This window comes from Citrobacter sp. LST-B2, assembly GCF_057983045.1.
The window spans coordinates 5085451-5097535 of record NZ_CP192598.1; the positions used below are offsets into that span (position 1 = coordinate 5085451).

13 protein-coding genes are annotated in these 12085 nt (G+C 49.5%); all 13 read right to left on the reverse strand.

Translation table 11 applies throughout. The annotated features are described in order from the left end of the window. Window positions 1-15 precede the first annotated feature (15 nt). On the reverse strand, window positions 16-1416 hold the full coding sequence (locus ACQ0PY_RS24440) for an AAA-type ATPase lid domain-containing protein (protein ID WP_109739689.1): 1401 nt from the start codon (window positions 1414-1416) through the stop codon (window positions 16-18). Between the two features lie 285 nt (window positions 1417-1701). After that, window positions 1702-2268, reverse strand: coding sequence for an NADPH-dependent FMN reductase (locus tag ACQ0PY_RS24445; protein WP_042998741.1), 567 nt, complete (start codon window positions 2266-2268; stop codon window positions 1702-1704). A 10-nt stretch (window positions 2269-2278) separates the two neighbouring features. Beyond that, a complete protein-coding gene (locus tag ACQ0PY_RS24450) occupies window positions 2279-3028 on the reverse strand; it encodes a 4'-phosphopantetheinyl transferase family protein (RefSeq protein ID WP_042998740.1) in 750 nt (249 codons plus the stop codon). A 268-nt stretch (window positions 3029-3296) separates the two neighbouring features. Beyond that, on the reverse strand, window positions 3297-4547 hold the full coding sequence (gene tnaB, locus ACQ0PY_RS24455) for a low affinity tryptophan permease TnaB (RefSeq protein ID WP_042998739.1): 1251 nt from the start codon (window positions 4545-4547) through the stop codon (window positions 3297-3299). A gap of 111 nt (window positions 4548-4658) precedes the next feature. Next, on the reverse strand, window positions 4659-6074 hold the full coding sequence (gene tnaA / locus ACQ0PY_RS24460; RefSeq protein ID WP_042998738.1) for a tryptophanase: 1416 nt from the start codon (window positions 6072-6074) through the stop codon (window positions 4659-4661). 243 nt (window positions 6075-6317) lie between these two features. After that, window positions 6318-6392 carry a tryptophanase leader peptide gene (gene tnaC, locus ACQ0PY_RS24465; RefSeq protein ID WP_099433256.1) on the reverse strand — a complete coding sequence of 25 codons (75 nt, stop codon included), beginning with the start codon at window positions 6390-6392 and terminating at the stop codon, window positions 6318-6320. Window positions 6393-6536: 144 nt separating this feature from the next. Continuing rightward, window positions 6537-7466 (reverse strand): DUF7916 family protein, encoded by a 930-nt coding sequence (locus ACQ0PY_RS24470; RefSeq protein ID WP_109739730.1) that lies wholly within the window; start codon window positions 7464-7466, stop codon window positions 6537-6539. A gap of 67 nt (window positions 7467-7533) precedes the next feature. Further along, complete coding sequence (gene mnmE / locus ACQ0PY_RS24475) at window positions 7534-8898, reverse strand: tRNA uridine-5-carboxymethylaminomethyl(34) synthesis GTPase MnmE (protein WP_109739729.1); 1365 nt, start codon at window positions 8896-8898, stop codon at window positions 7534-7536. 195 nt (window positions 8899-9093) lie between these two features. Beyond that, window positions 9094-10740, reverse strand: coding sequence for a membrane protein insertase YidC (gene yidC, locus ACQ0PY_RS24480; protein WP_042323526.1), 1647 nt, complete (start codon window positions 10738-10740; stop codon window positions 9094-9096). A 2-nt stretch (window positions 10741-10742) separates the two neighbouring features. Continuing rightward, window positions 10743-11000, reverse strand: a complete 258-nt coding sequence (yidD, locus tag ACQ0PY_RS24485) for a membrane protein insertion efficiency factor YidD (protein ID WP_001307474.1) — start codon at window positions 10998-11000, stop codon at window positions 10743-10745. Then, complete coding sequence (gene rnpA, locus ACQ0PY_RS24490) at window positions 10964-11323, reverse strand: ribonuclease P protein component (protein WP_000239725.1); 360 nt, start codon at window positions 11321-11323, stop codon at window positions 10964-10966. The genes yidD and rnpA overlap by 37 nt, the downstream gene beginning before the upstream one ends. A 16-nt stretch (window positions 11324-11339) precedes the next feature. Next, entirely contained in the window at window positions 11340-11480 is a 141-nt protein-coding gene (gene rpmH / locus ACQ0PY_RS24495) for a 50S ribosomal protein L34 (protein WP_000831330.1), read from the reverse strand. 227 nt (window positions 11481-11707) lie between these two features. After that, complete coding sequence (locus tag ACQ0PY_RS24500) at window positions 11708-12055, reverse strand: hypothetical protein (RefSeq protein WP_418225362.1); 348 nt, start codon at window positions 12053-12055, stop codon at window positions 11708-11710. Window positions 12056-12085 lie beyond the last annotated feature (30 nt).

The following is a 12085-nucleotide window of genomic DNA, read 5'->3' on the forward strand; positions in this document are numbered from 1 at the left end:
GAAGGGGACGTCAGATTATTTTTCTTTCACCACAATGCCCAGTTTCTTCATTTTGCTGTATAGCGTGTTGCTGTTAACACCAAGTAACTCTGCTGCACCGCCTTTGCCTGATATTTTCCCCTGACTTTGTTGTAACGCCATTTGGATATGTTGGCGCATTGCGTCATCAAGCGGAGGGATGGTTATCGCATTTCTCTCTTTTGGTAGGACAATGTGTAACTCATTGCCTGTGCAACGGAAAAACGCATTTTCTAATAATCCTATCAATTCAGTAATGTTGCCCGGCCAGTGATACTTCAATAATAAGCGTAGTGAATCATCACCCAGTACAGGTAAAGAGGTGCGTCTATACTGGCTTGATAGCTTCCTCAGGTAGTAGGTCAGCAGCAGAGGAATATCATCATAGCGATGCCGCAACGGTGGCAATGTAACGACCTGACAAAGGGTATTTGCATAATATTGGTTTGTCAGATAGTGAGTGGATATATCGTGATTAAGTGTGTTGTTTACCATTGAAAATGGAAGTGTTTGTATGGCAATAATCTGTAGCTGGCAATACTCGCTGTAATTTGAGTGCAGTGCCAGTAAAAATGTTTGCCAACGATCCGGAAAAGAATTTATTTCTTTTATCAGTAAAGATCCCTGATGCAAGATTAGAAATGAAGCCATGTTAGGGGGGGTGTTGAAATCAATAGTTATAGTGCGGTTCAGGACACCATTTTTCATGACGATCAACTGCCCCTGAGGACTAATCAATCCATAATAACCACTGCGCGTTGAACGTTGTTGCTGAAGCTCGGAAGCAAGTGAGTTTTTTCCAACCCCTTTCTCTCCAAGTAATAAAACAGGCAATTCACTGTTTGCCAACCTTTTCAATGAATGGTACAACTGAAAAAGAGGAAGATTATTTTGACTAACGACAAATTTTTCGCTCTCTTCTGCAATAGATAGTCCGGGAATAGAAGGAGGCGTATTATTTAATAAAAGGTTATGTCGAGAAAGGGCAATAAAGGCCAGTAAGGAGAGTTCTCCCCGTACTGATTCGAATAATTCAGCATGTTGAGGTGTAAAAGCATCAGTCCGGTGGCTAAATATACCCATCGCGCCAAGCCGTAGACCATCCAGGTGCATACGCATCAGGATCAGAGATTTGATATTACGAAAGCAGGTGTTAACGACATATTCAGTCAGCGGACATTGGCTCAGAGTATCGATAACTTGGGTAGAGAAGTTATCTGAGTGATTGAATTGCTTGGCTATAACTTCAGGGATCGGGATGATATCTCGTTTCAGTCGCGCTGTTTTGTGTGTCGCTAATGCTAAAAACTGGATACAGCGAATATCACTTCGATAATAGTTAAAGAAAATACCATCACAAACAATTGAGTCAGGTATCGACTGTAAGCAGGCATGCATGGATTTCTCCAGTTGTGTACTGCTACATAATGCGGTCCTTAGATGTGAAAATGTCCTGTCCATGGTATATCCATTGTTCACGGTAGACAAAATGTCGGAAAAATATTAGATATATTTATTGATTTTATTGCAACAGCAATGCTGGTAACACTATGGCACAATAATGAAGGGGAAAAAACAGACAACAGTGATTTATAGACAGATTTACGCAAATAATAATAAGAAAATAATCCAGATGCATAAGCGCTTACTGGATTATTTAAGAGTAGTCGGCAAGTTTTGTTATCAGGCCTTCACGCGCTCGATGTAGTCACCAAACGCGGTGAGCTGGCCGGTTAGATGGTCCAGCGTACTCTGGTCAATCACTTCACCCGTCTGCGGGTCTACTTTGTTCTGTATCACGCCACCCATAAATTCCGGCTTGTTCATGACCATGGCATCCAGGAAAACCAGGATCTGACGCAGATGATACTGGCAGCGCGCGCCGCCAATAGCCCCCATCGAGCTGGTCTGGATGAGCACCGGTTTGCCTGAAAGCGGCTGATCGGGCAGGCGTGACAGCCAGTCGATGGCGTTCTTCAGACCACCCGGTACCGAATAGTTATATTCCGGCGTAACGATAACCACGCCATCAGCCTGGCGAATTTGCTCAGCCAGCGCGTCGACGCTTGCCGGAAACCCCTCTTCCTGCTGCACGTCAGCATCGTAAAGCGGGATATCACCGATAGACGGTAACGCACTGATTTTCATACCCGCCGGGGCGATTTTCGGCAGCGTACGGGCAACCATACCGTTAAACGAACCTTTGCGCAGGCTTCCCAGTAACGTAACAACATTCAACGTTTCAGACATGGTAACTCCATCAGTTGTGCGTATAAGACGTCGCGGCAGATAATTGCGCGAATCGCATCAGACGACCCGTCGGCGCATTCGCGCGGGTCTGGATATCAGGCAGGCTTTTCCAGCCCTGCTTAACATCAAACTCCCAAAGTTGAAGTTTATCAATGGCTGGCGTAACCGCAACCGACCACACTAGCAGGTCTTCGGCATCGCAAATAGCCTCAATCTGAGTAACACGGGCACATTTCAGACGCCCGGAGACTGGCAGCAATTGCAGCTCATGCGGATCGTTGTTGCGGACGTCACCCGTCAGTTTCAAGACACTCTGGCGTAAGGTGATCATCTGCGCGCGCGCTTCGTCCGGATCGTTTTGCTTGCTGATCCACAGGCTTTCGTTGCTGGAGAAGGTCGGGACGTCGGCGGTATGGGGGCTAATAAATCCACGGGGGGCGCGTTGGAGTTCCATATCCAGTCCGCATTCCCCTTCGGTTGTCAGCGCCACACCGACCATATTACCGGCATAGGCGATGGAAAAGCTGGGTAGATTTTTATCGCGAAATGCCGGTTTGCCTTTGGCTTTGTATACGATTTCCGGTAACTCGAGCGTGCCATACAGCATAAACATCAGCTCGGCGAGAAGTCCTCGGGATGCCAGAAAACGGGTCTGGCGATGTGTGGGGAGTCTTCGTGCTTCATGATGGCAGGATGACGGAAGGCGCATCGAAATCAAGTGTCCTTCCGTCAGGATCCCTCTGGCAAAATGGGTCGCCATTTTTCTCTCCATGATTAATGGTCGGTGATAATGACGAGAGTAACATTTACTCGGTTTATAGACAGAGTAAATAGCCAAAAAGTACGAATGAATCAGCCTCCCTTACGCGCATTTACATTTCCTGGTACGGATTGGCTGTTTTTGCGTCAGGAGAGGTTGTTTGATGGTCTCCCAGGGAAGAAGGCGAATTGCCATTTGGACAACAGTGAATTCCTGACTGACATGCCGCCCTGAATGAGGCGGCATGTCAGCATGGAGGAACAGCAATTTAACTGAATCGGGGTAACAGGTTGAAGACGTTGCCGAACCAGCAAACAATAACCGCTACGCCGAACAGGATCACGATAGTCGGGATAAAGACACCGCCCCAGACGGTAAACATTTTATTGGGGAACTTCTGGCGGGCTTTCAGGGCCAGTACCGCAGGGATGATCACGGCCCATATCGTTGCGCACAGCCCTGCGCCGCCGATGCCATAGATAAAACCGTTCGGGAAGATTAAGTATAAAAGCGCCGGAGGCAGGAAGGTTAACAAGACGGTTTTAAAACGTCCCACTGCCGAATTGTCGAATTTGAACAGATCCGCAAGATAATCAAATAGCCCCAGAGTCACGCCAAAAAAGGAACTGGCGACGGCCAGGTTTGAAAAAACCAGCAGACAAAATTCGATGATTCCGGTTTGCCTGGTGCCGAGAAATGATTTTACTAATGAATCAACATTACCGCCCGACGCAATGATCTCACTGAAGCTTTCCCGTGTAATGTTACCCATGGTGCAATACAACCAGAACAGATAAATCACCAGCGCCAGCAAAGAACCAAAGACAATGCTTTTAATTAATTTATCTTTTCTTTTGCCATAGCAGATGATCAGACTGGGAATGTTTCCGTGAAAGCCAAATGAAGCCAGGCATACCGGTAATGCCATAAAAATATAGGGGAAGTAAGAGACGTTGTTTTGAGCCTGGCCTGCCGTATCCCGCAGTATAGAAAAATCGACCTGGAAGAAGAATGACCCAAAAACGATAATAAAAGAGATGATTTTAATCCCGAGGAACAAGGAGGTAATTCGACTGGCTGCCAGTGAACTGATCCACAACACGCTGGCGACAAAAATGGCAGTACAGATTCCGACAATTCGGGGGTTAACGCGATATCCCATATTCATGGAGATCGTTTCGCTAATGATGGCGCCATTAGCAGAAATATAGGCATACGTGAGAATGTAGAGAACAAAGGCAACGGTAAATCCACTCACAATGTTCCATTTGTTGCCAATAAGATCTTTAGTAATGGTATTAAAACTGGATCCGACGGGGTAATTTAAATTTGCCTCTAATAACAGGAGTCCGGAATGCATCATTGAAAACCAGGCGATTATTAAAATAAACGCCCCCCAAAAAAACCACGCGCCGGACAAATCAACGGGGAGAGCAAACATCCCCCCACCAATCACCGTACCGGCTATGACCATAATCCCCCAAAAGGAGGAGTGTTTAGCATTCGAATTTTCTTCCATGATGCCTCATTAATTATAGTGAACCTATAAGGTTTTAATTATGCAACAATATAAAGGAAGTGGATTTATCGCTGGGGGGTTAAAGCGTATAACCCCCTCTGATGCTTATAATTAAACTTCTTTCAGTTTAGCGGTGAAGTGACGTAATACTTTCGGTTCGTAGGTGAAGGTCAACCCTTTAATATTCATCGCGTTTTCTTTGACGTGTTCAAAGGCTTCAATAATGAAGTCCATATGAGATTGCGTATACGTTGCCCTTGGGATGGTTAGACGCAGAAGCTCGGCCGGGCAAGGTAATTGCTTACCGGTTTTAGGATCTCTGCCTAATAAGAATGAACCAATCTCAACGGCGCGGATACCGGCCACTTTATAGAGTTCGCAAGCGAGAGCCTGAGCCGGGAACTGTTCTGCCGGAATGTGCGGCAATAATTTACCCGCATCGACAAAGGCCGCGTGGCCGCCAGCCTGTTGGCAAGTGACGCCAATCGCCTCGAGGCCATCGACTAAATATTGCACTTGCGCGATACGATAGGCCAGCCAGTCCTGGTTCATACCATCCACCAGACCCACCGCAAGACGCTCCATTGCCCCGCCTTCCAGACCACCGTATGTCGGGAAGCCTTCCTGTACGACGCACAGGGTTCTGCACTCGGTATAGACGTCAAAATAGGTGTCGTCTTTAATGCACAGTAAGCCGCCCATTGGCACCATCGCATCTTTTTTCGCGGACATTGCCAACATATCGGCATATTTGTAAGTCTCGCGGGTAATTTCTTCGATGCTCCAGTCCCGGTATTCTGCTTCGCGTTTCTGGATAAAATACGCATTCTCGGCAAAGCGCGCGGAGTCCATGACTACCGGAATGTCATATTTTTTAGCGATATTATACATGGCCTTCAGGTTGGCTAATGAAACCGGTTGCCCGCCTGCAGAGTTACTGGTAATGGTCGCCACAATATACGGAACGTTGTTGGGGCCGACTTCCTGAATGCCGCGCTCTAATCCATCGAGATCGAAATTTCCCTTAAAGTCATAACGAACACCAGTATCAAATGCCTCTTTGATGTACACGTTACGCACGGCGCAGCCGTTGATTTGACTGTGTCCCTGAGTGGTATCGAAGAAGTAGTTGGAGAAAACCGCCATCTTACTTCTGTCTAACCCTTTTTCCTGCTCACGTTTTTTGATGAGAACCGGAATATAAATTTGTTCTGCACCGCGGCCCTGGTGCGTTGGAATTGTATATTGATAACCAAAAATGTTTTTCACTGCTTCAGATAACGCATAATAGCTACGGCTGCCGCTGTAGGCTTCATCCCCACGTAGCATGGCTGCTTGCATATTCTGTGTCACTGCGCCAGTACCGCTGTCGGTCAGCAGATCAATAAAGACATCTTCACTATCCAGCAGGAAAGGGTTCATCCCGGATTTAATAATTGCGTTATTCCGATGTTCTCTCGTTGTACGTTTTACCGGTTCAATAACACGAATACGGAAGGGTTCTGGTAAATGTTTAAAGTTATCCATGACATAATCCTTTAATTTATTTCACTGTATTGACTCAATACGTCTGCACGCGGGTACAAATATACCCGGCATAATTCATCTCTCATTTATTCCAGTCATGACTGTATTTTCGTTTTAAAAAACGAACAGGCATACGTGGCGTTGCGATATGCAACCACAATGAGAAATTGAGCTATGTTTGAGATGTGCCAAATGAACAGACTACGAATAGCCTATGTTCTGGCAAAATAAAGGCAGGGAAATTTAAGGGTGATGATTGACAATTTTATTGTCAACATTAAACCATTTTGAAATGATGTATGCATGTAAGATAATCATGATTGAGTTATCCTCTGTAGACACAGTGCTACATTATGGCAATGAAAATATTTGTCTATGAGAGAATAATTTAACTGTGATAAAAATCACAGTTAAATTAACATTTAATTAATTAAGGATCATTCAAGAAAATACAATATTCCGCTAGCGATTTACCGAACGGGCAATACGTGTATAAGTATGTCTGACGCCACGAATCGCCACGCTGTAGGCCAGTATATTTTGCGGCAACGCCATTCCCATATAGCCAGTATCGCCAATATGATGGAGATCCGCCCCTGCCATTTTACTCATCAGGGCTATCTGGCGAATTGTACTGACGTCTGCGCCCTCCTGAGAGGTGCCGATTGCCGTCATTGCCAGCGCACCGTGCGCGTGTGCACACGCGATCAGCGCCTCTACTTTTTGCTGGCTCATACCCGGTACTGTTCCTGGCGCAGGAATAAGCACGATATCTGCGCCCTGTCCGGCAAAGGCGGCGACGTCACTTTCACTGATAATTGCGCTGCCGCTTTCCCGCACAATCCCTGCGCCGTGCATTTTACCGGTGATGATAATGGCCTTGTCGCCAACGGCCTCACGGATCGTTTTCACCGCTTTTCCCAGAGAGAGATTGCTAACGCCGTTGTTGGGATTTCCCGTCAGTACCAGGATCTTCGCTCCCATTTCTACCAGTTTGCGAGCATTCTCTGCGGTTGCGGCACGGCCTGGTTTCATCTTCCAGATGTCATCATGCGCACTGGCAAATTCAGGATCGACGGCCTCAAGGTTGACGCCTATGATGCGTCCGGTCAGGCGCTGCAGTTCATGCAACGTCTGATCCGGTGCAGTACCGGCATGCATTCCCTGGATTAGCGGTGCTTTGCTATCGAACATGTTGATCAGCAGAATGTCCGCCCCCTGCGACGCGGCAAGTTCGGCATTAGTGACGTTATTGAGCAATGGTTGGGTAATGGCGATGGTTTCACTGACCAGGACGCGGCCTTCACTGGCGCGGATTGCGTACAGCAGCGCCGTTTTGTCCATGCACACGAAATCAGAAGCACTACAGTCAAGTAAACGTTTATGTTCCATAAAAAGAGACCCTCTTATAAAACGATAATGCCCTGAATTAACCGTCAGTTAATTCAGGGCTACGGGATTACTTACCGATACAGAAGCTGGAGAAAATTCTTCCCAGCAGATCGTCGGAGGTAAACTCACCGGTGATCTCACTTAAGCTTTGCTGCGCCAGACGGAGCTCTTCAGCCAGTAGCTCACCGGCCCATGCACCTAACAGTTGGGCCTTGCCCTGCTGGAGATGCTCAGCGGCGTCGGCCAGCGCCTGTAAGTGACGACGACGGGCCAGGAAGCCTCCTTCCATGTTGGTATCAAAACCCATGCTCTGTTTGAGATGGTTGCGCAGTACGTCCACGCCTTCACCGGTGCGCGCCGAAAGACGAACCAGTGAGTGACCATTCACCTCGCTGATGCCCAGCGGTTCGCCGGTGATATCCGCTTTGTTTCGTACCACGGTAATGGGCAGTTTTGACGGTAAACGGGCGATAAAGTCCGGCCAGATGTCAGCCGGGTCAACGGCATCCGTGGTGGTGCCATCGACCATAAACAGCACCTGATCCGCTTGCTCAATTTCCTGCCAGGCCCGTTCGATACCGATACGCTCCACTTCGTCGCTGGCCTCACGCAGACCGGCGGTATCGATAATGTGCAGCGGCATACCATCGATATGGATGTGCTCACGCAGCACATCGCGCGTGGTACCGGCGATGTCGGTGACAATGGCCGCCTCACGGCCCGCCAGCGCATTCAGGAGGCTTGATTTACCGGCGTTAGGGCGTCCTGCAATGACCACCTTCATCCCTTCACGCAGCAGGCTGCCCTGACGCGCTTCAGCGCGAACGGCATCGAGATCGGCAATCACGCCATTCAATTGCGCTTCAATTTTGCCATCCGACAGGAAGTCGATCTCTTCATCCGGAAAGTCGATGGCCGCTTCTACGTAGATGCGCAGGTGAGTGAGTGCTTCCACCAGATGGTTTACGCGGGTGGAAAACGCTCCCTGCAATGAGTTCAACGCTGAACGAGCCGCCTGCTCAGAACTGGCATCAATCAGGTCGGCAATCGCTTCGGCCTGGGCTAAGTCGAGTTTATCGTTGAGAAACGCGCGCTCAGAGAACTCGCCGGGGCGGGCAATGCGTAGGCCGGGCAGCGTCAGGATGCGTTTTAACAGCAGGTCGAGAATGACCGGGCCGCCGTGTCCCTGAAGTTCCAGCACATCCTCACCTGTAAACGAGTTCGGGCCGGGAAACCACAGGGCGATCCCCTGGTCCAGCGCGGTACCGTCGGCATCTTTAAACGGCAGATAGTCGGCGTAACGGGGTTTGGGCAGCTTGCCCAGCACAGCTTCGGCCACCTCACGCGCCTTCAGGCCGGAAATGCGCAGAATACCCACACCACCGCGTCCCGGTGGGGTTGCCTGGGCGACGATAGTGTCGTTATGGCTCATGATATGTCTCTTCGTAAATGTAAAAAAGGCGGTCTAATGACCGCCTTCTCTATGGCATTAACTTTACCGTGAATACTCGAAATAATTCACGTTGCAGGAAGGCGGCAAGTTTGTGAGCCCCAGGAGCTTACTGAAGTAAGTGACTGGGGCAAGCAAATGCAGCCAACGCGCCTGCGGCTTGAAGAATGAAGAGTATCAGGACTTTTTCTTCTCGCGGCTATGCAGGCCACGTTTTTCCAGACCACGGTAAATCAGCTGCTGCTGGATGATCGTCACCAGGTTGCTGACGATATAGTACAGCACCAGACCTGACGGGAACCACAAGAAGAACACGGTAAAGATGACCGGCATAAAGGTCATGATCTTCTGCTGCATCGGGTCGGTCACGGTGGTCGGCGACATCTTCTGGATGAAGAACATCGTTACGCCCATCAGGATCGGCAGGATGTAGTACGGGTCCTGTGCAGACAAGTCATGGATCCACAGGGCGAACGGCGCATGACGCAGTTCCACGGAGCCCATCAGCATGTAGTACAACGCCAGGAAGATAGGCATCTGGATGATCAGCGGGAAGCAGCCGCCCAGCGGGTTAACCTTCTCAGCTTTGTACAGGGCCATCATTTCCTGGCTCTGACGCTGTTTGTCATCACCCAGACGCTCACGCATTGCCTGAATCTTCGGCTGCAGCATACGCATCTTCGCCATGGAGGTGTACTGCGCTTTAGTCAGCGGGTACATGATGCCACGAACGATAAAGGTGATGATGATAATGGAGAAGCCCCAGTTACCGACAAAGCTATGGATCCATTTCAGCAGTTTGAACAGCGGCTGAGAGATGAACCACAACCAACCGTAATCCACGGTCAGATCCAGGTGCGGTGCAACGGCCGCCATTTTGTCCTGAATTTCCGGGCCAACCCACAGGGTGCTGGTCATCGCGCCAGACTGACCCGGCTGAACCAGTACCGGCTGAGATTTATAGCCGATAGCGGCAATGCCGTTACCCAGGTTCGCGGTATAGAAGTTGTTGGTACCGTCGTTACGTGGCACCCATGCCGTTGCAAAATACTGTTGCAGCATCGCCACCCAACCGTCTTTCGCATTGACGTTCAGGTTTTCGTTATCCGCGATGGTGTCGAATTTGTATTTTTCATACTTCTCATCTGGCGTGGAATACGCAGCGCCACGGAAAGTATGCAGCGCGAAGTTGCTGCTTCCGGTGTCGCGATGAGACGGCAGATTGATGGATTGCTTCAGCTGACCAAAGGTGGAGATCTCCAGCGGTTTCTCGCTGGCGTTCTGCACGCTGTAGTTAACGTTAACCGCATAGTCGCCACGTTTGAGGACAAACGTTTTGGTAAAGGTGTTACCCGCGGCATCCGTATAGGTCATCGGGATCTGCAGTTCGTTCTGACCATCAGCCAGTACAAAGGCGTCTTTTTCGACGTTGTACAGCGGACGTGGGCCGTTAGCCGGGTTATCCGGGCCGTCACGACCTGTCAGACCGCTCTGAGCCTGATAGATAAACTGCGGCGTGGTTTCCAGCAGTTGGAACGGTTCGCTGGAACCGAGTTCTTTCGGGTAAGCTGGCAGCAGGGCCTGTTCCACATCACCACCACGGGTGTTAATGGTCAGATCAAGCACGTCAGTCTTAACCGTAATCAGTTTCCCCTGGCCACTGGCCGGTACGCCCTGGTCGGCGGCGCTACCCGCTGCGGTGGTCGTTGTCTGCGTGGTCTGTTGGGTCTGAGGTTGCGGATTTTTATCCTGCTCCCAGGCTTGCCAGATCATGAAAGACACGAACAGCAAAGCGATGACTAAAAGATTGCGTTGCGAATCCATCGTTAGTGTTCTCTGGTATCAAATGGTCCGGGCGGGACGGGATCGTCACCACCAGGGTGTAAAGGGTGGCATTTTAATACGCGTTTCACCGTCAACCAACTGCCTTTTATCACTCCAAACCTGCGCAATGCCTCAATTCCGTAGCTTGAACACGTTGGAGTGAAACGGCAATGCGGCCCAAGCAGCGGACTGATCAGGCGTTGATAGACCCGAATAAGGGCTATCAGGACCCGCGAGCCAGGCGACAATGGCGGCGCCATAATTTTTCCAACGCTTCCGAGAGAGCACGGTTATCGAGGTCGGCAACCCCTTTTTTCGCCACCACTACGAAGTCCATTGCTGGCAATTCGTGTTGACGCAGACGAAAGCTTTCACGCGTCAGACGTTTAATCCGATTGCGTTCATGCGCGCGTCGAACGTTTTTCTTGGCGACAGTAAGACCGATACGGGGATGCCCCAGCGAATTCAGGCGGCCGAGGATGGTGATTTGCGGCGTGCCAGCCCGTTGTGGCTGCTGGAAGACGAAAGTGAAATGAGCGGGAGTTAACAAACGTAACTCCCTGGGAAATGCGAGCTTAACCACTCAGGGGTTAGCTTTATTACTTGGAAACGGTCAGACGAGCGCGGCCTTTAGCACGACGACGTGCCAGAACCTGACGACCATTTTTAGTAGCCATACGAGCACGGAAGCCGTGAGAACGGTTGCGCTTCAGTACAGACGGTTGAAAAGTGCGTTTCATGGCGATTTCTACCTAAACTTGAATAAATTCACTGACTTTTGCGTATACCCGAACGAGTTTCGAACGACTAACGCCTCAGCGTGGGTGATTAAAGAGGCCGGATTGTAATAATTGTACACTCCGGAGTCAATTCTCTTTCCTTATTTCCCGCGTATTTCCGCACGTTTTCGCGTGAAAAACAGGCAGCGTTGACACCGTGTTACGGGCATCGCGCGACGGGGGAAAGATTATACGGGCTGATGAACAAAGCGCAAGGATCGCTCGGGATCTTTATGAGATCGTTTTAGCAGTATAGCGTCTTTACTCATTAATTTTTCCAATATGCGGGCGAAATCGTGCAGCACTTCTCCAGGATCGTTTACACTTATCCGGTCCTGTGAAGGCCTGTGGATAAATCGGGAAGAATCTGTGAGAAACAGAAGATCTCTTGCGCAGTTTACGCTATGATCCGCGGTCCCGATCGTTTCAAAGGATCCTGATCGGGTTAAAATTGCAGATAGCAATTCGCACGTCACCCTTTGCATAGGGTCTAGCCGACGTGCGTCAACAATCATGAATGTTTCAGCCTTTGTCATTTATCGACTTTTGTTCGAGTGGAGTCCGCC

What these genes read in the sequence shown, in the direction of transcription:
- ACQ0PY_RS24440 (WP_109739689.1), bottom strand. Translation starts at nt 1,416, where the DNA reads ATGCATGCCTGCTTACAGTCGATACCTGACTCAATTGTTTGTGATGGT.
- ACQ0PY_RS24445 (WP_042998741.1), bottom strand. Translation starts at nt 2,268, where the DNA reads ATGTCTGAAACGTTGAATGTTGTTACGTTACTGGGAAGCCTGCGCAAA.
- ACQ0PY_RS24450 (WP_042998740.1), bottom strand. Translation starts at nt 3,028, where the DNA reads ATGGCGACCCATTTTGCCAGAGGGATCCTGACGGAAGGACACTTGATT.
- tnaB (WP_042998739.1), bottom strand. Translation starts at nt 4,547, where the DNA reads ATGGAAGAAAATTCGAATGCTAAACACTCCTCCTTTTGGGGGATTATG.
- tnaA (WP_042998738.1), bottom strand. Translation starts at nt 6,074, where the DNA reads ATGGATAACTTTAAACATTTACCAGAACCCTTCCGTATTCGTGTTATT.
- ACQ0PY_RS24470 (WP_109739730.1), bottom strand. Translation starts at nt 7,466, where the DNA reads ATGGAACATAAACGTTTACTTGACTGTAGTGCTTCTGATTTCGTGTGC.
- mnmE (WP_109739729.1), bottom strand. Translation starts at nt 8,898, where the DNA reads ATGAGCCATAACGACACTATCGTCGCCCAGGCAACCCCACCGGGACGC.
- yidC (WP_042323526.1), bottom strand. Translation starts at nt 10,740, where the DNA reads ATGGATTCGCAACGCAATCTTTTAGTCATCGCTTTGCTGTTCGTGTCT.
- yidD (WP_001307474.1), bottom strand. Translation starts at nt 11,000, where the DNA reads ATGGCGCCGCCATTGTCGCCTGGCTCGCGGGTCCTGATAGCCCTTATT.
- rpmH (WP_000831330.1), bottom strand. Translation starts at nt 11,480, where the DNA reads ATGAAACGCACTTTTCAACCGTCTGTACTGAAGCGCAACCGTTCTCAC.
- ACQ0PY_RS24500 (WP_418225362.1), bottom strand. Translation starts at nt 12,055, where the DNA reads ATGACAAAGGCTGAAACATTCATGATTGTTGACGCACGTCGGCTAGAC.